This window comes from Bifidobacterium sp. WCA-178-WT-4B (genome assembly GCF_009696495.1).
GTDB classification, from domain to species: domain Bacteria; phylum Actinomycetota; class Actinomycetes; order Actinomycetales; family Bifidobacteriaceae; genus Bifidobacterium; species Bifidobacterium infantis.
In genome coordinates, this window is record NZ_VULV01000003.1 from 89,050 (window position 1) to 112,785 (window position 23,736).

General features: G+C 58.9%; 17 protein-coding genes, 3 pseudogenes and 1 riboswitch. Of the genes and pseudogenes, 6 read left to right on the plus strand and 14 right to left on the minus strand.

Annotation, left to right across the window (positions count from 1 at the left end; all coding sequences use genetic code 11):
* Positions 1-70 precede the first annotated feature (70 nt).
* Positions 71-2,284 carry a S8 family peptidase gene (locus tag FYJ31_RS03660; RefSeq protein WP_154536008.1) on the plus strand — a complete coding sequence of 738 codons (2,214 nt, stop codon included), beginning with the start codon at positions 71-73 and terminating at the stop codon, positions 2,282-2,284.
* 26 nt (positions 2,285-2,310) lie between these two features.
* Here the strand turns inward: FYJ31_RS03660 and FYJ31_RS03665 are convergent, their stop codons facing one another.
* From FYJ31_RS03665 to FYJ31_RS03675, 3 genes are all read right to left on the minus strand, one after another.
* A complete protein-coding gene (locus FYJ31_RS03665) occupies positions 2,311-4,848 on the minus strand; it encodes an excinuclease ABC subunit UvrA (protein ID WP_154536009.1) in 2,538 nt (845 codons plus the stop codon).
* Positions 4,849-5,197: 349 nt separating this feature from the next.
* A complete protein-coding gene (locus FYJ31_RS03670; protein ID WP_154536010.1) occupies positions 5,198-6,955 on the minus strand; it encodes a DUF4012 domain-containing protein in 1,758 nt (585 codons plus the stop codon).
* A 407-nt stretch (positions 6,956-7,362) separates the two neighbouring features.
* On the minus strand, positions 7,363-8,187 hold the full coding sequence (locus FYJ31_RS03675) for an ATP-binding protein (RefSeq protein WP_195839432.1): 825 nt from the start codon (positions 8,185-8,187) through the stop codon (positions 7,363-7,365).
* 169 nt (positions 8,188-8,356) lie between these two features.
* Between FYJ31_RS03675 and FYJ31_RS03680 the strand changes: the two genes are divergently transcribed.
* Together FYJ31_RS03680 and FYJ31_RS03685 are read left to right on the plus strand one after the other, a co-directional pair.
* Positions 8,357-9,100 (plus strand): dioxygenase, encoded by a 744-nt coding sequence (locus tag FYJ31_RS03680; protein ID WP_032744424.1) that lies wholly within the window; start codon positions 8,357-8,359, stop codon positions 9,098-9,100.
* Between the two features lie 16 nt (positions 9,101-9,116).
* Positions 9,117-9,770, plus strand: coding sequence for a MarR family winged helix-turn-helix transcriptional regulator (locus FYJ31_RS03685; protein ID WP_154536011.1), 654 nt, complete (start codon positions 9,117-9,119; stop codon positions 9,768-9,770).
* Between the two features lie 114 nt (positions 9,771-9,884).
* Here FYJ31_RS03685 and FYJ31_RS13020 read toward each other — a convergent pair.
* The 4 genes and pseudogenes from FYJ31_RS13020 to FYJ31_RS12705 all read right to left on the minus strand — a co-directional run bounded on the left by FYJ31_RS13020 (position 9,885) and on the right by FYJ31_RS12705 (position 13,470).
* Positions 9,885-10,349: pseudogene (locus FYJ31_RS13020) on the minus strand (MerR family transcriptional regulator).
* Positions 10,350-10,473: 124 nt separating this feature from the next.
* The gene (locus FYJ31_RS03700; RefSeq protein WP_195839433.1) at positions 10,474-11,835 is read right to left on the minus strand and encodes an ATP-binding protein; all 1,362 of its coding nucleotides are present in this window, start codon (positions 11,833-11,835) and stop codon (positions 10,474-10,476) included.
* A 230-nt stretch (positions 11,836-12,065) separates the two neighbouring features.
* Positions 12,066-13,109, minus strand: a complete 1,044-nt coding sequence (locus FYJ31_RS03705) for a zinc-dependent alcohol dehydrogenase family protein (protein WP_154536015.1) — start codon at positions 13,107-13,109, stop codon at positions 12,066-12,068.
* 40 nt (positions 13,110-13,149) lie between these two features.
* Positions 13,150-13,470: pseudogene (locus FYJ31_RS12705) on the minus strand (MerR family DNA-binding transcriptional regulator).
* Positions 13,471-13,545: 75 nt separating this feature from the next.
* Positions 13,546-13,615: riboswitch (Fluoride riboswitch) on the plus strand.
* A gap of 62 nt (positions 13,616-13,677) precedes the next feature.
* Here FYJ31_RS12705 and FYJ31_RS03720 point away from each other — a divergent pair.
* The 3 genes from FYJ31_RS03720 (at position 13,678) to FYJ31_RS03730 (ending at position 15,142) form a co-directional block, all read left to right on the plus strand.
* A complete protein-coding gene (locus tag FYJ31_RS03720) occupies positions 13,678-14,214 on the plus strand; it encodes a fluoride efflux transporter FluC (RefSeq protein ID WP_154536016.1) in 537 nt (178 codons plus the stop codon).
* A complete protein-coding gene (locus tag FYJ31_RS03725) occupies positions 14,214-14,579 on the plus strand; it encodes a fluoride efflux transporter FluC (protein WP_003832658.1) in 366 nt (121 codons plus the stop codon). Before FYJ31_RS03720 ends, FYJ31_RS03725 begins: the two co-directional genes overlap by 1 nt.
* A gap of 80 nt (positions 14,580-14,659) precedes the next feature.
* Positions 14,660-15,142: a GtrA family protein gene (locus FYJ31_RS03730; RefSeq protein WP_154536017.1), complete on the plus strand. Its 483-nt coding sequence runs from the start codon at positions 14,660-14,662 to the stop codon at positions 15,140-15,142.
* A gap of 84 nt (positions 15,143-15,226) precedes the next feature.
* On the opposite strand, the gene FYJ31_RS03735 is transcribed toward FYJ31_RS03730, so the two are convergent.
* From FYJ31_RS03735 to FYJ31_RS03770, 7 genes and pseudogenes are all read right to left on the minus strand, one after another.
* Complete coding sequence (locus tag FYJ31_RS03735) at positions 15,227-16,291, minus strand: YeiH family protein (protein WP_154536018.1); 1,065 nt, start codon at positions 16,289-16,291, stop codon at positions 15,227-15,229.
* Positions 16,292-16,405: 114 nt separating this feature from the next.
* A pseudogene (locus FYJ31_RS03740) lies at positions 16,406-17,047 on the minus strand (LysR substrate-binding domain-containing protein); the annotation flags it as partial.
* A 185-nt stretch (positions 17,048-17,232) separates the two neighbouring features.
* Positions 17,233-18,432, minus strand: coding sequence for an elongation factor Tu (gene tuf, locus FYJ31_RS03745; protein ID WP_012578201.1), 1,200 nt, complete (start codon positions 18,430-18,432; stop codon positions 17,233-17,235).
* 172 nt (positions 18,433-18,604) lie between these two features.
* A complete protein-coding gene (gene fusA / locus FYJ31_RS03750; RefSeq protein WP_154536019.1) occupies positions 18,605-20,728 on the minus strand; it encodes an elongation factor G in 2,124 nt (707 codons plus the stop codon).
* A 32-nt stretch (positions 20,729-20,760) separates the two neighbouring features.
* Positions 20,761-21,231, minus strand: coding sequence for a 30S ribosomal protein S7 (rpsG, locus tag FYJ31_RS03755; protein WP_012578203.1), 471 nt, complete (start codon positions 21,229-21,231; stop codon positions 20,761-20,763).
* A gap of 5 nt (positions 21,232-21,236) precedes the next feature.
* Complete coding sequence (gene rpsL / locus FYJ31_RS03760; RefSeq protein WP_003813881.1) at positions 21,237-21,608, minus strand: 30S ribosomal protein S12; 372 nt, start codon at positions 21,606-21,608, stop codon at positions 21,237-21,239.
* A gap of 765 nt (positions 21,609-22,373) precedes the next feature.
* Positions 22,374-23,435 (minus strand): bile acid:sodium symporter family protein, encoded by a 1,062-nt coding sequence (locus tag FYJ31_RS03770; RefSeq protein ID WP_007056371.1) that lies wholly within the window; start codon positions 23,433-23,435, stop codon positions 22,374-22,376.
* Positions 23,436-23,736 lie beyond the last annotated feature (301 nt).

Here is a 23,736-nt window from a genome sequence, read left to right on the forward strand (position 1 = left end):
TCAAAGACCTTTTGACGCTCGCCCCGGATCCGGATCCGGCGGCCCTGCACGAATTCCAACGGGAAAGCAAGTGACCGTTGCCAAGCTCTTATCCTTAGCAGATGAGCTGCATCAAACACTCGACGCATGGCCCAAAGATTCGATTATTGGCGACTACATTCTTATCGAGGCCCATTATCGCGATGTCGTGGCCAAGAGTAACCGCGTTATGCGTCTGCTCCGTCAAGCCCCGGACACTCCGGTCAATAGTTCCGTCGTCGGCGCACGCTTCGAAAAAGGCGACGATGGTTTGCCTCATCATGTCATCACATATTGCGTTCCTTCGGGAACCATCGAAGACACCATCGACCTTTTGCATCGTTATGCCAAATATCTTCTCGAGGATGCACGATTCGCCGGAACCATCGACTCGGCGGCCCTTGACCTGTTCAACAAGAGCAAGCAGAACATGCCTGACGGCCTGTATAAGACCGAATTCGCACAAATCGTGAAAGACTCTTACTACGTTCACGCCTTCTCTCTTCCGCAAACACCGGTCGACGATTCTACAGGTTCGTTCATAACCTTATTTGATACCGGAATACTGACCGCAGAACAGTTGCTGACGAAGTTGGAACTATCTCCCACCGATTATCAACTCATTGACAGACTAACATTCATCGCCAACACCGAAACGGTTATCAATCGAATTCGCCGGACCGCCCCATATCTCATAGCAATGTCCACAACGGTTGGGGATTTCGCGCAAGAGCCACGATTCCAGCCGCACCCATCCAGCAGACAAGCGCCTTTGATCCCCGCGCCTTCCAACGAGCCCACCATCGGAGTCATCGACACCGGCTTCGACGAAACATCGTACTTCGCCGAATGGGTGACATATGACGACCGCCTCAAGGAACTCGACATGACCGAGAAGGATATGCAGCACGGTACCGAGATTACCTCCATCATTGTGGATGGGCCGGCTCTGAATCCTTGGCTGGATGACGGGTGTGGACGGTTCCGAGTCAAGCACTTCGCCATTGCACGCGACACTGCAAACAGTGCGCTGACCATCATGGAACAAATCGATGAAATCGTCAGAGACAATCTGAATATCAAGGTCTGGAACCTGTCTCTCGGCACAGATACTCAGATTCCCGAAAACTTCGTTTCCCCTATCGCCGCCCTATTGGATACACTCCAGTTCAAGTATGATGTGATATTCATCGTAGCCGGCACAAACCTACCGAAAGGCACTCCCCCTCGCACCCACATGCGCATCGGTTCGCCTGCCGACTCCATCAATTCGTTGGTGGTCACCGCCTGCGACAGCACGGGATCAGCTACGGATTACTCGCGAAGGGGGCCGGTGCTTGAGTTCTTCCATAAGCCGGATATCGCCTACTATGGCGGCGATAAGGACATACCCATGCGAGCGTGGTCCACACAAGGAATCGTCAAGGATACTGGCACGTCTTTGGCGGCACCTTGGATTACACGTAAAATCGCCTACCTCATATATGTAATGGGATTTTCTCGTCAAACCGCCAAAGCGCTGCTTATCGATGCCGCCGCCACTTGGAGCATGCATGACGAAGATAGTTGGCGGACCCTCGGATTCGGCGTGCCTCCGATTCGTATTGAAGACATCCTTGAGACGCCGAACAATGAAATCCGATTCATCGTTTCCGGCATTTCCGAATTGTATGAGACATACCAAATTCAGTTGCCGGTCCCAATCGACAACAAAGGCAGGCATCCGTTCATGGCCCGCGCCACGCTCTGTTATTGTCCCCAATGCGATCGTCATCAAGGGGTCGACTATACAAAAACCGAACTGGACCTTCATTTCGGCAGAGTGAAACCACCATCAGCGAAGAAGTTGAAAAAGAATCCTGATGCCAAATCGACCATTGAATCCGTCAATGGCAATACGCAGGCAGGATCGCAACAAATCAACCTACCCGAAGGTGCAGCTCGTCCACGATATCGGAAATGGGATAACGTCAAACACATCTCCGATATTGAGAAAAACCGGTTCGCAGCACGAAAAACCTATACTCCGCAAGGATTTTGGGGCATATCATTACTAGCCAAAGAGCGCTGGGAACGCAAGGCCGAGGATGGACCGCGCTCCTTGCCTTTCAGCGTGGTCGTTACCCTCCGCGAGATGGAAGGCCGCAACCGCATTGAGGACTTCAAGCGAGAGTGCATGGCTTGGGGATGGCGAGTGGACGCCATCACCATCGAAAACCGAGTTGATATCTACAACGAGGGAGAACAAGAAATCGACTTCAAATAATCGCCTATCTTCACTGGGGCAAACCGCTACATGACCGGCAATTTCTCCGATTTGCGGTAGCCAGACACGTACCGCCCGGTGATGCTGTTCGGATTGGCCGCGATTTGTTCCGGCGTTCCGGTGGCGACGATGCGTCCACCGCTTTCGCCACCGCCCGGACCCATGTCGATGATCCAGTCCGCATTGGCGATCACGTCAAGGTCATGTTCGATGACCACGACTGTTGCGCCGCTCGCCACGAGCCGGTCGAACACGCCCAGCAGCACGCGCACGTCGAACGGGTGCAGACCGATGGTCGGCTCATCGAACACGAATACCGCGTCCGATTGGGCCTTGCCCATTTCGCTGGCGAGTTTCAGCCGCTGGGCTTCGCCGCCCGAAAGCGCCGGCGTCGGTTCGCCGAGCGTCAAGTAGCCGAGGCCCAAGTCGTGCAGGGTGGTCAGACGTGCGTGAACCTTCTTGAGGTCGCTGGTCACGGCCAGCGCCTGGTCCACGCTCATCGCCATCAGCTGCGGCAGACTCAACGAAAGGTGCGATTCTCCCTTAACCGCACGCCGAATCGCGCCGGCTTCGGGCGCATACCGGGATCCGCCGCAATCCGGGCATTCGATGGTAACGTCCGGCAGGAACTGCACGTCGAGTGAGATCGAACCGGTGCCGTCGCACGTGGGGCAACGCAGTCGGCCGGTGTTGTACGAGAAATCGCCAGCCTTCCAGCCGCCCGCTTTGGCGTCGTCCACGCGGGCGAAGGCGCGGCGCAATTCGTCGTGAATATCGGCATAGGTGGCCACGGTGGAACGCACATTTGCGCCAATCGGCGTGGCGTCAATGAGATTCGCGCGATTGATGCCCTCGGCTTTAAGCTCGAGCACGTGTTCCGGCAACCGCTCCCCCGCTGCCTGCGCTTTGAGCGCGGGAATCAGCGATTCAAGCACCACCGTGGTCTTGCCTGAGCCGGAGACGCCGGTCACCGCCACGAGCCGGCCGCGCGGGATATCAACGTCCAGCGGCTTGACTGTATGCAGCTGGCTGGTTGTCATGCGGATGTGGCCAAGGCTGAACACCTGTGATTCAGCCACACGCTCACGTATACGCGCGCTCACCTGATCAGATAGGAACGGCGCAATGCGACTACTGGGATTCGCCGCCACCTCGCCGACCGGGCCTTGCGCGATCACATGCCCACCTTCGGCACCGGCGACCAGCCCCATTTCAATGAGATGGTCACACGCCTTGAGCACACGCACGTCATGGTCCACGACCACCACGGAATTGCCGTCCGCCACCAAGTCATACATCACGCCGAGCAGCCCGTCCACGTTCGAGGGATGCAGACCGATGGATGGCTCGTCGAGCACATACAGCACGCCGGTGGTGCGGTTGCGCACGGCCCGGGCGAGCTGCACACGTTGGCGTTCTCCGGTCGACAGTGTGGCGCCGGCGCGATCAAGCGCCAGATAGCCGAGCCCCAGATCCAGCAGTCGTCGGGCCACGTCTAGGAACGATTCGCAGATGTTGGTGGCCATCGGCCGCATGTCGGGGCGCAGGGATTCCGGCACTCCGCGCACCCAATCCGCCGCCGCGTCCAAGGTCATCGCGCCGGCTTCGGCCAAGTTCAGCCCGCGCACGTGCGGAGCCCGGGCGACGGCGCTCAGTCGGGTGCCACTGCAGTCGGCGCACGGCCCCTCCTTGAGGAACCGGGCCACACGCTTCAGGCCCTTCTCGTCCTTGGCTTTGGCGAGCGCATTCTCCACCGTGTACACGGCGTTGAAGTAGGTGAAGTCGAGTTCGGCGAAATCGTCGCCTTTCTTCGGCTTGTAAAGAATATGCTTTTTGACGGCTGGCCCGTTGAATACGATGTCGCGTTCTTCGGGCGTGAGCTCGCTGAACGGCACGTTGGTGCGCACGCCCATCGCACCGCACACCTGTTTCATGAGGTCCCACATGAGCGAGCCCCATGGCAGCACAGCGCCGTCGTCGATGCTTTTCGACTCGTCCGGGACCAGGGCCGCGCGGTTTACTTCGCGCACGATGCCGGTGCCGGAGCAGGTCGGGCAGGCGCCGGCCGAGTTGAAGGCGAGCGATTCAGCACCGGGCGCATGGAATTCCTTGCCACAGCTGACGCAAGTAATGGGCAGTCCGGCCGCCACGTTCAGCGTGGGCTCGTTGCGCGCCCCGCAATGCGAGCACACGTGCGAAGCGACGCGGGAGAATAGGAGTCGCAGGCTGTTGAGCAATTCGGTCATCGTGCCGAACGTCGAGCGGATGCCGGGCACCGTGGGCCGCTGGTGCAGGGCCAGCGCGGCCGGCACGTGCAGCACTTCGTCCACCTGGGCGCGGCTGGCCTGGGTCAGTCGACGGCGCGTGTACGTGGACAGCGCTTCCAAGTAGCGCCGCGAACCTTCCGCATACAGCACGCCGAGCGCCAGAGAGCTTTTGCCCGAACCGGAGACGCCGGCCACGCCCACCAGTTCACCCAGCGGAATGTCAATGTCGATGTTCTTGAGGTTATGCACGCGCGCCCCGCGCACCTCAATCGCCTGCGGCCGTTGATTGTCGGTCATGCTCGGCACTGCTCCGCCGCCGCGCTATCTGACCTCTGTTCAAGTGTCACGCCATCACCTCTTTCTCGACTTCGCCCTTGGCTGCCGCCGCCTGAGCTTCATGGTCTCCAGTATCATCACGGCCAACGACGGCGGCCGAACGACGGACGAGAATCTTTCGTCTTGGGCACCGTCCGCCACCTGCAATTCAAACTAGCTGAACCAGCGTGACGACATTGTCGGCTATCGATCTGCCGTGATCGTAATGGACATCGTCGTCCGGAAGCACGTCACCGGTTCCGAGAGGAGTCGGCGGCGCGCTTTCATAAGGGCACACAATCCCAAGATCACACCCACAGATCAATACCGATCAATACTCGTACGTGATCGCGGGGTCGCCGATGGTCGGCGTCTGATCCAGTTTGAGGTTGGCCGAGCCGGCCGCGGTGGTCACGTCGTATTCGATGGTCACCGTGTCCTGAGGCGCCAGGGAGATGTCGTCCATGTAGGTCATATGGTCCTTGGCCTGCACCTGTGCGAAGGAACTGCCGTTCGACGCCGACACATTGCTGACCTCGCCTCCGGCCGGCGTGTAGATGACCACGCGGTTCACCGCCACGCCTCCCTTGGCGTTCGCCGTGATGTATTCCGGCAGGGATCCGGCCTCGCCCGGCTGCAGGGTGTTGGTGAACGAATACGTAACGTGGTAGGTGTTGTCGCCGGTCCTCTTCACCGTCGACTTGCGCTGGATGTACCAGTCCATCTTCGAGGCCTGCATCTCGTTGGAGTAGACGCCGGTCACCGGGTTCTTCGCGTCGTTGGTAATCTCGCCGGTGACGCCGGCGCTGCGCAGCACCGCCTGATCCTCCTCGTGGAACGACCAGAAGTACAGGTGCCGCTGCTCGGCCATCCGGAGCATCGTCTTGGCGACGGTCATGAGCTTCTGCGTGTTCATGTCGCTGAACAGGTGGGCGACCGCCTGGGCGGCGGTCTCGCTGAAGTACTGGTCCTGAGCGGAGGGCGTCAGTTCCTTGTAGGCGCCGTTGAGCAGGAATTCGGCGGTGTTCGACCCGTTGAGCACGCGCCCGTCGGACAGGGTCACGTCGCCGGTGGCTCCGATCATCGCCTGCAGCGCGACGGGGTCGAGCGACATCACGCCGTCGGACGATCCGCCGAACGGAGCCGCCTGCCAGAACTTCTGGGCCATGGACGCGACGCGCGGGAAGTCCGGCGTGGACGAAAGATTATGGATGACTTGACCGAAGTACAGTCCGCTGTACAGCGTGCCGTCACCGTCCTGGTTGACGTCATCCAACGCGGCATTGGAGGGGAACTCGGCATCCGCGTGGAACTCCCCCACCGCGATCTTGCCGTTGTCCGCGCTGAAGGAACCGGCCGAACCGATCAGGCCGCCGGTTCCGCGGATCTCGGAATTCGTCTGGGCCAGCAGCACGTAGTTGCGGGCGCCGTTCGCACCGAGGAAGTTCGGCAGCATGTTGAGCATGCCGCTCAGGTTTTCGGTCACCTGCGCCAGGGCGGCCATCTGCGTCTTGCCGTTCTGCAGCGCGTTGTTCACCACGCCGAGTTTGGCGTCGGGAAGATCCTGGATCGTCCCGGCCTGTGATTGCACGGACTGGTCGACCGTGGCAAGCTGCTGCGCCGCGGCGATGATCGGCTCCATGTTGAGCTGCCCATCGCCACTGGAGAGGCTGGCACCGGTCAGTGTGGTGACGACCTTGCCCAGCTGGGGCAGCGTGGTCTGCGCGAAGTCATCGATGGTACCGATGGCGGTGCGCGCCGTCTTCACGTCACCGCCGACCACGGGCATCTTCTCCGCCAGCGTCCACAGACCGCCGCTGACATCCTGCTTGGCGGCGGCCGCCTCCTTCTGGATGTAGCTCACGTCGGACAGCGCCTTGACCATGTCGTCGGTGGAACCGTCCTTGATGACCTTGGCCGCGTTGACGACATTGTTGAGGTGCGCTTTGGCGCTCATCGCCGACTTGTACAGTTTGAATCCGCTGAAGCCGGCCGCCGCGGCGCACACGACCAGCAACAGCAGCACGACGAGCAGCGCGTTGCGAACGCGATGGGTTTTCCTGGTGACCGTGCGTGCGTGTGATGGCATGGGCTACTTCCTTACGTTATGACATGTATCGATACTGGCTGGCTGCCCGGTTACGCTTTCGCTGGACGGGTAGCCCGGCGGACGGCACGTAGCAGTGCACGACGTGCACATCGCGTATGATGCCGGGGGTTGTCAGCGCGGCTGACTGGGGTGGCCACGGACCGGTACCTGGACTTGCAGCTGCCCTCCGGCGATGCGTGTCACCTGCAGCGGGGAACGTCCGCTGCAGTTACGGCTATTACCGGCCAGCCGACAGCAATCGCTGGTTTAGTTGTTGGTCTTTTCCGGCTGGTCACCCGTTCCCATGAGCTGGCATGCACCTTTCAGCGAGTATCTCTCCTACCGCATGCCAGTCTACCCATGCCCGCGGGATAACCCAAAAAGCCTTGCAAGAATACCGAATTTCTTTACCTTTGGCCCTGATCGTTCGACGGCTCGACCTCATCCAGCCGGCCGATCCCCGGAGGCGGAACCAGTGGAATCCTCGTGACCGGGAATGCGATCGTTCCCGCTTGCGCGATGGCGGATGCGCGCAACGCCAACGACGCATCGACAAGCCACTGTATGGCACTCTCAAAATCCTTGCCACGTCCACCAGCTCGCACCACGCCGTATACGAACTTCTTGTTCTCTTTCGCCAACTGGGAAGGAATTGAATCCCATACCTGATTGAGACGAAGCGTGGTGACGGCGGGACTATCACGCATATCAACATGTTTGGAGAAATCGTCACGATAATCGGAGACCAGACTATTCTGCAATTTACGAACCGACGTGAAGTCAGGATTCGGCAGAGTACTGGCGAACGCTTCAACGATCTCCGGCATGCCTCCTGTATACATGAAATACCGCAGCCAAGTCATGCCCCTGTCATGCATTACGTTAATTAGCGGAAAATCCTTGGACTCAAGCATTTCGGCCAAGGCATACTTTTTGCACGCATACAGGAATTCAACAAAAGACATAGGATACAGCTTGAGTCTACTGACCTTGCCAACCGGGAATGAAAACCCAAGATACATGGCGATGCCAAGCGCCGATCCAGTGGCCAAGACGTCATACTCCGGGGCAGCTTCATTGAACATCTTCAGCGAAGTCATCGCCCTCGGCACCTCCTGTACCTCATCGAAGATGACGAGCGTATCCTCAGGAGTGATCCTAGTTCCGGACTCGATCGACAGTGCGGGAATCAGCCGTTCCACACTCAGATCCGCATCAAACAACATACGCATGTTGGCATTGTCGAAAAATGCGACACAACAGCAATACGTAAGGTACTTGACAATCTTTGATGGAGTCGTATACTCATATCTGTCAGGTACTTGACATAATTACTGAAGAGGATGAAAAAGACACACGACCAGCGACGCTTCGCTCGCTTCCTTATTAAAGGAGACCGGCATGAACATCACACATGACATGAGCAACGACCTCACCGAATACGACCCGGAATCCCGTCAAGTAGACGGACCGAACCCCATCGAAAACCGCATCAGCTCCTCCGCGGCCCGTGTTCCCGACATCATCAGCTGCACTTCCGGCATCACCGTCCAGGGCCGCCAACTCCACTCGTTCGCGTTCACCACGGACGCGGCCATCATCCGCAACACCAATGCCGACGCCATTCTCGCCGTATATCCGTTCACCGGCGAACCAGTCATCACCCAGGCCCTACTCACCGTGGCCCAGGCCCCGCTGTTCGTCGGCGTGGGCGGTGGCACCACCACCGGCCCGCGCGTCATCCAACTCGCCATGATGGCCGAGATGCAGGGTGCGGCGGGCGTGGTGCTCAACGCGCCGGCGCCGCCCTCCACGGTGTACGACGTGGCGCGCATCACGAACACCCCGGTCATCGCCACGGTTCTGACCTGCGATGACGAATTGGACGAGAAAATCGAGGCCGGCGCCTCCATCATCAACGTGGCGGCCGGCCGCAGGACGCCTGACGTGGTCCAGCAGATCAGGCAGCGTCACCCCTCCATCCCGCTGCTCGCCAGCGGCGGTTCGACCGACGAGTCCATGGCCGAAACCATCGTGGCCGGCGCGAACGCGCTGACCTGGACCCCGCCGAACGCGCAGGAGATGCAGCGCTCGATGATGATGCGCTATCGCGGCGAATCCACCGGCGACAACATGCAGCACTGACGTAAGGATTCCGAACATGAGCAGCACCAGCAACAACGCCGCCGTAACCGGAAACGACGCGGTCGACGACGTAATGGCCACGAGTCAATCGGCGGAGAACGGCACAAGCCACAACACCGCCGACGGCGATATCAAGAACGATGTTCTCAGCAGTTTCATCAGCATTGGCCGCATCATGGCGTATCGCGCGATACACAGACGGCTCGTCTCCCCCGGCGCCAAATCGCCGCGCGGCGAACATGCTTTCGACCCACGCCGTGGCCAAGGCCGCGTCTTGTCCACGCTCAGGGAATCCGACCAGACCAGCCAGAAGGACCTGGCCGCGATGTTCGGCATGAGCCGCCAAGCCATGGCCGAACTGTTGAAGAAACTGGAGGCCAGCGGTCACATCAGCCGCCGTCCATCCAGGCGGGACAGCCGCGTCATGATGGTCAGCCTCACCAACCAGGGCCGCAAGGCCGCCGATCTGCTGGGCAAAGCGCCCGACCAGACCTCCTCCATGCTGGACTGCCTCAATGAAACCGAGATACAAACCCTACACGGCTACCTGCAGCGCATCATCGACACCTCCTCCGACGACCTACCGGCCTCGACCGCCGAGGATGTCAAAAAGTGTGAGCTGCTTATCGAACACCTCAAGCGCAGGCGAATGCCGGCCGACCGCGCATAGTTTGCGAACAGCCCGCATGCTTATGCGGCCGCACAACAGTCCAGCCGCACAGTCATCCAGCCGCCCCTACAAACACGCCCGATTCACCATTTGCACGACATCTTGCACCAAACCCTACTTTGAAATGCGGTATTTTGCGCCAAAACCCCATTTTGAAATGCGGCATTCTGCACATACAAGGCAGAAAATGCTACTCCCATAAGGGATATTGATTTTCATCGACGAGGTGCAAGAGGCACCGGATGTAATGGCCACGTCAAGTTTGATGTACCGGCGTCGCAATTCGGCGATTTGACGTTTCACCACATCTCGCTGATTGCGAAAAACAGCAAGTCGTGATTCGAGCGTGGCATCACCTTGCTTAGTCATATCAACAAAATCCTTGATCTCTGCGAGACTCATGCCCGTGGATTTCAGACATTCAATGAGATCAAGCAATTCAAGATCGCCGTCATCGAAGCATCTCCGTCCGGAACCAGTTCAAGCGATACCGGGCAAAAGACCTTGGCCGTCATAGTAGCGCAACGTATGTTCGGACAGCCCAGTCTTTCGCAACACCTGACCGATGGAATATCCCATGCCAACTCCTTTCCCTGCAGTCGAGCCAGTGTGAGTCCAGCCATATTCACGGATGTCCTATGCAGAACGGACACTCTTCGACTGCCTGAACCTTGCAGCCCAAACATGCATCAATCAGCACAAATCACAGACAGTGGGCCATATACAACGGCAGCTTGATGCGTTCTCCATCCACTTCAAGCTGGCGGGGATGCAGAACGTATTCCTTGCCCAATCGTTGGGCATATGTTTTACGAAATTTTTCGAGCGAAGACACACCGTATCGTTTCGTGGATTTCACTTCGATAGGGCTGATGCGAGGCTTCATCGCGGCATTATCGTATTCCCGAACGATGAGGAAGTCTATCTCCATGGTTTTCGAGGCATCCGCCCTATCCGAGCGCGAGAAGAAATACAGCTTGCGTCCATTCGCCCGGAATTGCTGAGCGACCGCATTCTCCACCAGCATTCCTTCGTTGAGCGAGAGTTTATCGAACAGAATATCCCGGTACACATCATCCGGCGTTGTCTCTCGATCGGCAAACGCCTGAGACACCAGCAAACCGGTATCCGCCATATAGCATTTGAACGAATCGTTATCTTCGTACAATCCCAGCCCCACCAAAGGGTCAGTCGAATTACGGCACAGGTTCACCAAGCGGGCGTCTTCCAACCAGAAGAACGCCGAATCGTATTCACGAGATCGAGCCCCCTTATCGACCGATGCCAGAGTGAATCGTTTCTCATGCTTGGACAGCTGCCCTGGAATCTGAGCGAAAATGCCCCGCACACGGCCGGCATCGCCATTGGCGAACTTGCCGATATCATCACTGTACAGCTGCAGGATGCCACGCTTGATCGAATCCACCTCGCCAAAATCGCGATGCTCGACATAATCGGCAACCGCCTGCGGCATACCGCCCACTAGCAGATATTCGCGCCACAGCCTCATCCCCCGTTTATGCAGAGCATCAGGCAACGGGACCAGACGCTCGAACGATTTGCGAATCGTTTCAGCAAGCAGCTCCTCCCCCATAGCCCAGCAGAACTCCTCAAAATCGAGCGGCCCCATATCCATTTTCCGTTCCTCGGAGGGAATGACGATATTCGCCACATTCCTCTTGATGGAGATCAGCGAACCAGTTTCCACATAGTCATATCGGCCATCCGCAACCAGATATTTGACGAGCTCCCTCGCCGCCGGATACCGCTGCACCTCGTCGAAAATAATCAACGATTCACGCTCATACAGTCTTGTGCGGTAATACGCAGACAACAGCATGAAAAATGTGTCAAAGTCATCACGCTGGTTTTCGAAGATGTCGCGAACGTCACGCGGCAAACGCGCGAAATCGATGAGAATATATGACTTGTACTGAGTGCGGCCGAATTCCTCGACAATGGTACTTTTGCCCACGCGGCGAGCGCCTTCGATGAGAAGCGACTCACGCCCACCCGCTTTTTGTTTCCATGCGATCAGCTTATCCAGCATCTTGCGCTTCAACATGAGCAATCACCTCATTACACGAAAACAACAGTATGGATATATGCTATTTTACACGAAAACAGAAGTATAGAGGTAGCCGATTCTACACGAAAACAACGGTATAAGGACGCAAGCCGAACCGGCTCACCCCCCAACCCCCCCCCATCACACCGGCGCCCTGTTTGATTGTGCGATTTTGTGCGAATGGCTCACACGGTTCTTGGTGAGAACCGTTCGCTGCGTACCTAACCCTAGAACCGGATCAGCGCCTTGATGACCTTGCGCTGGTCCATCGCCTCGTAGGCGTCTTGGATATGGTCGAGGTCGTATTCGTCGGTGAACACGCGGCCGGGGTTGATTTCGCCCTTGAGCACCGCGTCGAGCAGTCCGCAGTCAAGGTCGTAGTGGCGCACGGGGGCCGGGCCGCCCTTGATGCCGATGTTGCCGTAGAACGTGCCTTCGGCGCTGATCTCCACGTCATGCGGCAGGCCCACACGACCAATCACGCCACCGCGGCGAATCAGGCCAATCGCCGTGTCGAAGGACTGCTTGGAGCCCACGCATTCGAGAACTGCGTCGGCACCGTAACCGCCGGTCATCTCCAGCACCTTGTCGATGGCGGCCTGGTCACGCTCCGGCACGATGTCGGTCGCGCCAAATTCGCGGGCAAGCTCCGCTCGGTCTTCGTGGCGGCTCATGGCGATGATGCGTTTCGCACCGAGCATCTTAGCGGCAATCACACCGCACAGGCCGACTGCACCATCGCCCATGACCACGGCGGTGTCACCGGGCTTGACCTCGGCAGAAGCCGCCGCGTGATAACCGGTGGACATCACATCGGAAATGGTCAGCAGCGATGCGAGCTGCTCATCGGAATAATCTTCCGGTGAACCGGGCACCTTGACCACGGTGCCGTCCGCCTCGGGCACACGCAGGTATTCGGCCTGACAAGCGGAGAAGTAGCCGCCATGCGGGCACACGGATTCGAAGCCGGCCTTGCATACCGGGCACTTGCCGCAGCTGTACGGGAATGGCACGACCACGAAATCACCTGGCTTAACGGATGCGACCGCCGCGCCAACCTCTTCGACCACACCGATGGACTCGTGACCCACCTGGCTGTGCGCGGCCTGTCCGCTCAGCCCACGGAAGAACCACAAATCAGAGCCACACACGCACGTGCGCACCACACGGATCACGATGTCATCATCCTGTTCAAGCGTCGCCTTCGGCACTTCTTCCACGGCCATCTTGCCAGGCTCCACGAAAATCGCGGCTTTCATCATTTCGGTCATGTCAATCACTCCTTTGTTGGGGATATCTGTCTATTGTCGTTTATTGTTTGACGTCGGTTTGCAGGCGCTTCACCTGTTCGATGATGTTCCGGTTTTCTTCGATGAGCTGCTGCGCCTCCTCGTCGCGCCCCTCAGCCTTAGCCCGCCAGTACAGTGTCTTGAACGATACGTACGCCTGCTGCATTCGAATGGATTCGGCTTTGGCAGCGAGACGCAGGGCCTAGGCGCGATGCCCCGAACTCGGGTCGCGAGTGATGGGGGCGATAATGCCGATCTGCTCGTAGTAGCGCAGCGTGGACTCCGGAAGCCCGGAAATCATCGACGCCTCGCGAATCGTATGCCATGCGGTCGTTGTGCTCATATCGACAACTCTAAAAACCTCAAGTACTTGAAGTAAAACAGCGACACGCCCATGGATGTCTTCTGCACGAGTAGGCTGGGATTCGGCGATGGGACCCGCCTGAACTTGTTTCGAACCGCACACTGCTGATAGTTCCTACACACGATTTGACATTGCATGAAATCGTTGTGTCTTCAGCAGGATTCAGCGGTTTCAGGAAAGGCTACTATGGGTTCGCAATCCCCATCCGCAGGTGCCCGGTCGATTACGCACACGACCACTCCCCCGGCGCGCAAGCTCCCCGATATTCATCTTGATATTGTGTTGGTCGTCTTCTGCGGCGGCACTATCGGCACCGCGATTCGCTATGCGTTCGCGCAGATTCCCGCGGCTGGCAGCTTCCACACCGGCACGTTTGTGGCCAACATGCTGGCTTGCTTCTGCTATGCAGGGCTGACCGCTTACTTGGCCGGCGCTTCCCGGTTCGGTGCACGTTCCAAAGAACTTGCCAGTCGCGGACTCGGCATGGGCGTATGCGGTGGTTTGTCTACGATGTCGACACTCGCGCTGGAAGGTTCTACCGCAATCCGCGACGGTCAGGTGGCAGCTGGCATTGCCTATCTACTGGTGACGTTCGCGCTGGGTCTGGTTTGTGCGTCTGCCGGCGTGTGGGCGGGAACGCATCTGGCCGGCTCCTCGAACGTATCCGCCGAAGCGTCCGCTGATACGAATGCCGCTACGACCAGCAAGGGAGGTAAGGCGTGATGACCGTATTCCTACCAATCTTGGTCTGCCTGTGCGGCGGCGTAGGCGCCTCCTGCCGCTATCTGCTTGACGTGACCATCAAAACGTACTGGCGGCGCGCATTCCCACTTTCCACGTTCACCATCAATCTCATCGCCGGATTCCTGGCCGGTTTGGTCGCGGCGCTGGCCCTCGGCGGGACACTTGATGAACCATGGCGGCTAGTGCTGGCCACCGGTTTCCTCGGCGGCTTCTCCACGTTCTCAACCGCGATCAACGAAATGGTGACGCTCTTCCGCAAACACCGCTACCCCACCGCAGCGGCCTATCTGGTGCTGTCGCTGAGTGTGCCGGTCGTTGCTGCGGCCTGCGGTTTTCTCGTCTGACCGCCACGCCGATTCCCGACGCGGTCAGCGGCATCATTGCGAGGTCGAACGTCACAGGTACATCCGGGAGGTATATGGGCATGGCGAACAATGGAGCGGATGTGAAGCCGAATCAAGGTGTGGGCGCCACATCGACCACAACGAATACTGCGGAAAATACCGGGGGCACGGCAACCCCGAAGCAAAATGGACTCGCCGTGTTGGGCAAGCATGCGGGTGTTTCCGCCACGCAGACCATTGTGGAGTATGCGACGTTCGCCATTCTGCACTTGATCGGCGTACCCTCACAGATCGCCAACGGCATCGCCGTGGTGTGCTCGGCGACCTACAACTTCGTGATGAACCGCAACGTGACATTCAAATCGTCCAGCAACTTCACCCGTTCCGTGGCGCTGTTCGTGCTGCTATGGGGCTGGTTCGCTGTGGCGTTCGTAATCATGGTGGTAATCGCCTTCGCCATCATCGGCATGCAACGTGCGATGTCCTCAACGACTAGGCAGAACACTCATGGCAATCATCACGACAACATCCTCAGTCAACGCGGATACCATCGCGCCGACTGATTGCACCGATATATCACGACAACGAATAGGAGGCATATGACTCATTCATATGCCGCTTATTCGTATTTCAGAGCACTTATCAGATCAGAAGAACAGCACCGCGACGCCTGCCGCGAAGCACATGAGCAGAATCGAGGTCAGGAAGCTGGCGAGCATGGGCTTCTTGCCCTTGGAAGCGATGGCCTTGAAGTTCACGTTGATGCCGAGCGCGGCCATGGCCATACCGAGTACTATGTACGCGAAGTCCACGAGCTGCGGGGTGATGAAGGCGATGAACGGCACGAAAGTGCCGATGATCGAAGCGCCGATAAAGCCGAGCATGAACCACGGGAAGGCCACGGTCTTCTTGCCGGTGTTCTTCACCTCAGAGTGCTTCTTCTCCCACCAGATAGCGATAATGATGGCGGCGAACACGAGCATGAGCACGCGGGAGAGCTTCATGATGGTGGCGATGTCCACCGCGCCGAAAGCGTCGCCGGCGGCGACCGCATGGGCGATTTCGTGCAGGGAGGCACCGGCGGTGATGCCCAGCTGGTCCTTGGTCATGCCGGTCAGCGGGCCGAGCGCGATCTCCAGCAACGCGAACACAGTACCCATAATGGCTACGATGGCCACGGCCATGGTCACGTCATTGTCCTTCTCGTCCTGCTTGTCCTCAGACACCTTGATGGAACCGGCCAGACCCATGACGGCGGCCGCACCACAGATGCCGGTGCCACCGGCGGTCAGGATGGCGAGCATCGGGTCGACACCGAGCTTGCGGGCGATGGCATAGCACACGATGATGGTCAGCGTGACGACCACAGCGGCGATCGGCAGACACTTGATGCCCTGCGTGAACAGCACGGCGAGGTTGAGCTTGAAACCGAGCAGGATGATGCCGAGGCGCAGCAACTTGTTGGAAATCAGGCCAGCGGCGTCCTTGACGCCTGCCTTGCGGCCATCATTGGAACCGACATAGGCACTGCGGATCGGGAACTGGATGATCATACCGATGATCAGCGCGATGATAAGCGCGCCGAACAGGCTGAATCCAGGGAACTGCTTGAGCCAGGAGGCGAACAGCGAAGCCAGCAGAGTCAGAACGCCAATGAACAACATGTCAACGGCGGCAATGCGCTTCCACCATTTTGTACAGAACTCTCTCATGGTGTCTATTGAATCTCAAGCGTTTACATCGGTCAAATCATTGCTACCAATACATATCATCGATTTTGCCGATACCACATTCTGGCTCCCCTCTGACGGGAGACAAGGCACTGACTATCCGCGCAACACAGCGATAATCGCTTCCACCAGCTCTCGCTGATCGTGCGTCAGGCCGGATCTCGGCACCAAGGCATAGAAACGGCGCACGAATTCGTCTCCGAGCTTTCGCACCGGCACTCCAGAAGGCACTGCGGCTTCCGAAATCAGCGACTGCCCAAAGCCGGAAGACAACGCCGCCGCAATCGCGGCATTGCTGGACACCTCCATGGTGCGAGGCGGCAAACCCTGCATGGTCTTGAAATACAAATCCGTGTAATACCGCACACCGGAACCGTGCTCGCGCACCATCCATACGCCGTCTGGTTCTCCCGCCAAGACCAGCCGGTCCTCGCACAGGGTGACACGATCCACCGAATCATTGACGATCGGCTTTTCCACCACGCCCAAATGCACGGCTTTCATGCTTGCCTGGCCAAGAATGGCGTCCGAGTTCATCACCTGCACGGCAAAATCGAACCCATCCATGTTCCGGGCCATGACCGGCAATGACTTGGGAAGCAATATTGCGGCGGTCGTATGCGAGAACGAGACCGCCAATGGCTCGCGATCCTCCTGCACGCGGGCAATCTGCTCGCGCGTATCACGCCATAATCCATCAATACCAATGGCGGTCTGATACAGCATCCGCCCGGCCTGCCATCAGTGTCATACCTCGCAGTGCAGCAGTCCGTTTATCTATTGGAAAGCAATACTAGCGCATCCAGGCCGGAAGTCGTGGTACATATCCATACCTGCTGCGGTTATAGGAAATCCCCTCCGAGTTTCCTCGAAGGGGATTTCCTATAACGCTAGTTCAAGCGAAGATTCTTGTCTGATGAAAATCAGGCGAGGATCTTGGTCACACGACCGGAGCCGACGGTGTGGCCACCTTCACGCACAGCGAAGGTCAGGCCTTCCTCCATGGCGATGGGCTGAATCAGCTCAACGGTGAAGGTGGCGTGGTCGCCGGGCTGAACCATCTCGACGCCTTCCGGCAGCTCGATGACGCCGGTGACGTCGGTGGTGCGGAAGTAGAACTGCGGACGGTAGTTGGAGAAGAACGGCGAGTGACGGCCGCCTTCGTCCTTGGTCAGCACGTAGACTTCGCCCTCGAACTTGGTGTGCGGGGTGACGGAGCCCGGCTTGGCCACGACCTGACCGCGCTCGACATCCTCACGGCCGAGGCCACGCAGCAGCAGACCGGTGTTGTCGCCAGCCTCGCAGGCGTCCATGGTCTTGTGGAAGGTCTCGATGGAGGTGACGGTGGTGGTCTGGGTCGGACGGATGCCGACGATCTCGACCGGGGTGTTGACGGCCAGCTGGCCACGCTCGACACGACCGGTGACGACGGTACCACGGCCGGAGATGGTGAAGACGTCCTCGATCGGCATCAGGAACGGCTTGTCCAGGTCGTGAACCGGGGTCGGGATGTAGTCATCGACGGCGGCCATGAGGTCCTTGACGGACTGGACCCACTTCTCGTGGTCCGGAGCGTCGTCGTGCAGGGCACCGTAGGCGGAGGTGTGGATGACCGGGCAGTCGCGATCGAAGCCGTTCTCGTCGAGGAGGTCACGGACCTCTTCTTCGACGAGCTCGATGAGCTCTTCATCGTCGACCATGTCGCACTTGTTGAGGGCGACGAGGATCTTCGGGACGCCGACCTGACGGGCGAGCAGCACGTGCTCGCGGGTCTGGGCCATCGGGCCGTCGGTGGCGGCCACAACGAGGATGGCGCCATCCATCTGGGCGGCACCGGTGATCATGTTCTTCACGAAGTCGGCGTGGCCCGGGCAGTCGACGTGAGCGTAGTGACGCTTCTCGGTCTGGTACTCGATGTGGGCGATGTTGATGGTGATACCGCGGGCGGCCTCTTCCGGAGCGGAATCGATCTGGTTGAAGTCGTACTCCGGGTTGACATCCGGGAACTCCTCGTGCAGCACCTTGGAGATGGCGGCAGTCAGGGTAGTCTTACCGTGGTCGACGTGGCCGATGGTACCGATGTTAACGTGCGGCTTAGTACGCTCGTACTTTTCCTTTGCCATTACTTTTGTCCTCCTGGACGTCTCGTGAGTTTCCTGCGCCCTTTCGCACAGGGACTCGCTTATTCTACTGGGTTTCTGGGTTATGTGCCACTTTGAAGAGCCAGAACCCAGTCAGCGGTATACGATACTACCGCTGACTGGAGACACTGGCCACTTCATGCAGTGGTGCGTGTCACTCGCCGCGCTGGGCCTTGATGATCTCCTCGGAGACGCTCTTCGGCACCTCGTCGTAGGAGTCCATCTCCATGGTGAACATGGCGCGGCCCTGGGTCTTGGAACGCAGGTCGCCGATGTAGCCGAACATCTCGGACAGCGGGACCTTGGCGTCGATGACCTTGACGCCGACGCCGTCGGTCATGGACTGGATGTTGCCGCGGCGCTGGTTCAGATCGCCGATGACTTCGCCCATGTACTCTTCCGGCGTGCGGACCTCGACCTTCATGATCGGCTCGAGGATGACCGGCTTGGCCTTCGGGGCGGCTTCCTTGAAGCACATGGAGCCCGCGAGCTTGAAGGCCATTTCGGAGGAATCGACCGGGTGCATCTGGCCGTCGGTGACGGTGGCCTTGACGCCCACGACCGGGAAGCCGGCGAGGATACCGGATTCCATGGCCTCCTTGACACCGGCCTCGATGGGGCCGATGAATTCGGCGGAGATGTGGCCGCCGGTGACCTGGTTCTCGAACTCGAAGGTCTTGCCCTCGGTGGTGTCGAGCGGCTCGAAGTTCATCAGGACCTTTGCGAACTGGCCGGAACCACCGGTCTGCTTCTTGTGGGTGTAGCCCTGGTCCATGACGGCCTTGCGGATGGTCTCGCGGTAGGCGACCTGCGGCTTGCCCTGGTTGCACTCGACCTTGAACTCGCGGCGCATACGGTCGACGATGATGTCGAGCTGGAGCTCGCCCATGCCGGCGATCAGGGTCTGGCCGGACTCTTCGTCGGTCGTGACCTGGAAGGTCGGATCCTCTTCGGCCAGCTTGGACAGGGCGATGCCCATCTTCTCCTGATCGGCCTTGGTCTTCGGCTCGACGGCCACCTGGATCACCGGATCCGGGAAGGTCATGGAGTCGAGGGTGATCGGGTCGTTGATGGAGCACAGGGTGTCGCCGGTGGTGACGTTCTTCAGGCCCACGAAGGTGTAGATGTTACCGGCGTCGGCGCGGTCCATCGGGTTTTCCTTATCGGCGTGCATCTGGAAGATCTTGCCGATGCGTTCCTTCTTCTCGCGGGTGGAGTCGAGCACGGAGTCGCCCGGCACGACGGAGCCGGAGTAGACGCGCACGAACACGAGCTTGCCGTAGAACGGGTGGGTGGAGATCTTGAAGACGAGGGCCGAGAACGGATCGGTCTTGACCGGGTGACGGTCGATCTCGACGGACTCGTCGCCGGGCTTGTAGCCCTTGATGGCCGGCACGTCCTCGGGGGACGGCAGGTAGTCGACGACACCGTCCAGCATCGGCTGAACGCCCTTGTCCTTGAAGGCGGAGCCGCAGAAGACCGGGAAGGCTTCCTTGGCGATGGTGAGCTTGCGCACGCCGGCGCGGATGTCTTCCTTGGACAGGTCGCCGTCCTCGAAGAACTTGTTCATGAGTTCGTCGTCGGCTTCGGCGGCGGCTTCCACGAGCTTCTCGTGGTACTCCTGGGCCTTGTCCTTGAGATCGTCCGGGATCTCGGTGGTGTCGTACTTGGCGCCGAGCTCCTCGGTGCCGTTCCACACGTAGGCCTGCATCTCGACCAGGTCGACGACGCCGGTGAAGTCGTTCTCGGAACCGATCGGCAGCTGCATCACGATCGGAGCGGCGCCCAGCTTCTCCTTGATGGTGTCGACGGAGTAGTAGAAGTTCGCGCCCAGCTTGTCCATCTTGTTGATGAAGCAGATACGCGGAACGCCGTACTTATCGGCCTGACGCCACACGGTCTCGGACTGCGGCTCCACGCCCTCCTTGCCGTCGAACACGGCAACGGCACCATCGAGCACACGCAGGGAGCGCTCCACCTCGGCCGTGAAGTCCACGTGGCCAGGGGTATCGATGATGTTGATCTGGAACTTGTCCTTGGTGTCGTGGGACTGACGGCTCCAGAAGCAGGTGGTGGCGGCGGACTGGATGGTGATACCACGTTCCTGCTCCTGCGCCATGAAGTCCATGGTGGAGGCGCCATCGTGGGTCTCGCCGATCTTGTAGTTCTTACCGGTGTAGAACAGAATACGCTCGGTAGTGGTGGTCTTGCCGGCATCGATGTGAGCCATGATGCCGATATTGCGGACGTCGTGGAGGTCCGAAATCTCTTCAGCCATCTTTTTCCTTAGTTTGTGCTCAGGGCGAGTGATTACCAACGGTAATGAGCGAAGGCCTTGTTGGCCTCTGCCATCTTATGAGTATCCTCGCGGCGCTTGACAGAAGCGCCGAGGCCGTTGGAGGCGTCCAGGATCTCGTTGGCGAGACGCTCGGCCATGGTCTTCTCACGACGGGCGCGGGAGAAGTCGGTCAGCCAGCGCAGCGACAGGGTGTTGGCGCGGTTCGGCTTGACCTCGACCGGCACCTGGTAGGTGGCGCCGCCGACGCGGCGGGAGCGGACCTCGAGGGACGGGCGGATGTTGTCCAGGGCGCGCTTGAGCACGGCCACCGGCTCCTGTTCGGTCTTCTCCTTGACCATGTCGAGCGCGGAGTAGACGATGTCCTCGGCGATCGACTTCTTGCCGTCAAGCAGAATCTTGTTGATGAGCTGCGCCACCACGGTGGAACCGTAGATCGGATCGGGCAGCACGACGTGCTTCTTGGAAGGTCCCTTACGTGACATATCTCTTACTTCGCCTTCTTTGCTCCATACAGGGAACGACCCTGCTTACGGTCCTTGACACCCTGGGTATCGAGCGCGCCACGCACGATGTGGTAACGCACACCCGGGAGATCCTTCACACGGCCGCCGCGCACGAGCACGATGGAGTGCTCCTGCAGATTGTGGCCTTCGCCCGGAATGTAGGCGGTGACTTCGATGCCCGAGGACAGGCGCACACGAGCAACCTTACGCAGAGCCGAGTTCGGCTTCTTCGGGGTGGTGGTGTAAACACGGGTGCACACGCCGCGACGCAGCGGGCTGCCCTTCAGGGCCAAAGTCTTGGACTTCTTCGGCTTTGCCTGACGTCCCTTACGGACGAGCTGTTCAATAGTAGGCAACTTGAATTCTCCGATTCAGTGGTTTCTCTTGCTTTTGTGTGACCGCCGCACTGCACCCACACTTTTCAGCACACTCGCTTGGTATCCGCCTGTTGACGGCACCCGACGAATCGGAAAAGATAGCCCAGTCCACCGGCCCGATGGCCTTCGCCCCTCCCGTCGGCGCATTACTGCGTGCGATCAGCGGTTTGAAGGATATCCCAGCATGCTCGCCTGTTACATAAGGCGTGCTGTTGGCACACACGAATATCTATATTACGATTCCTCCGGACAACGACGCGCCGAGCCACAACTCACTGGTTTGGGGACCTCCTGCGCCCCCGTACTTTTCCTCTCCTCCCAACGCAATATTCCAATGCGTCGCAAAACACACACCCAACTATTCTCCCAACGCAATATTCCCGGGAATGCGTCGCAAAAAGGGAACGCCACACAGCAGGTGCCCCCGCGGAGACTATGTCACACGGGGGCACCGCCAAGGAGGTTACATTATGTTTCTTTTCACCACATCCGCTTCTGTGTTATCTGTTTCCAGCACATCCTCGTGCTCTTCCATATCCGATGGGAACCTCTAGCGACCCGGCCTCTTTGCCGTATTACCTTGCCGCTTTCTGCATTACCAATTATAGCAAAACCGCCCTCGCGAAACGCCCGATACCTCAATCGGGAGTAAGCGGGAGCGGCTATGTTATGCGAGGTAGGAAAGGTGGATGACCGACTGACTGGAGTCGTGCCTTACCCGACCTTTCTCACCATTTCAGGATTTCAGGCAGCGACCTTGGCGGCCTTATCGGCGTCGAACGGGTGGGCCGCTGAAACGGTGCTCTTGGCAGAGCCCTTCTCGCCATTGTCGGAATCCCAGTGGATCTCGTGCTTGTCATCGTGGTTGCGCCACCAGCTGGACAGGATAGAGCCGGAGATGTTGTGCCACACGGAGAAGAAGGTGGACGGCACGGCAGCGAGTGGGTTGGTTGCGAAGGAGGTCAGGGCCAGGGTTGCGCCCAGAGCGGAGTCCTGCATGCCGACTTCGAAGGTGATGGCCTTCTGCTGTGCGTAGCGGAAGCCCTTCGGGTAGATCTTGTACATCAGCTTGGAGAAGCCGAAGCCCAGCGAGTAGCCGCACAGGTTGTGCAGGATGACCACCGGGATGGCCACCAGGGAGCTGGCCACGAACAGCTTCGGACCGTTGGCGGCAACGACCACGCCGATGATAAGCAGAATAGCCACCTGAGAAACGATAGGCAGGGCGACCGTAACCTTCTCGATCTTCTTGCCGAAGATCATGTGGCAGATCACACCGAGGGCGATCGGGAAGAGCACCACCTTGACGGCGTTGAGGAACAGGGACTGAGTCGGCACGGACACGTACTGAGAAGCGAGCAGCTGCATCAGCAGCGGAATCATGAACGGGGCGCACAGGGTGGAGAGGATGCCGATGGAGACATCGAGGGCCACGTCACCACGGGACAGGTAGCTCATCACGTTGGAGGAGGTGCCAGACGGGCAGCAGCCGACGAGAATCACGCCCACGGCCAGCGGGCCGGACAGGTGGAAGATCGCGCACAGGGCCACGGCGATGAGCGGCATGATGATGAAGTGAGCTACGGTGCCGACGATGACCATCAGCGGCTGGGTCAGGATGCGCTTGAAGTCGTCCAGCGTCAGGGTCAGGCCCATGCCGAACAGCACGATGCCCAGCATGTAGCCGGTGTACGCCTTGCCCCACAAGCTGGCGGCCGGCACGAAGTAGTTGAAGACGGCCCAGACGATGACGATGACCGTAAACCACTTGGTCAGCCAATCTGCAAAGGCTTTAACCTTTTCCATGGTGTTTCTCTTCCCTTGTTTGGTGTAGGTAACATCGCATGAAACTAGGCGGGTCGCGGTTGATATGAAACATAATGCTCACATTGCGAACACTCACGTAATCATCTCTACAATCCCCGGTCGTACCATCACACCGTCGTGTGCCTTGACTTTTCATCAATCGCCGCACAAGACCCACTCATCCACATCCCGCCATCTGAGACAGCCCGCAGCCTGGCCCCAAGAATGAAACCAACCACTTGATTCCATCGCGACACACCGATGAGCACACATCCGAAAAGTTGTGTATAGTATTCACCTG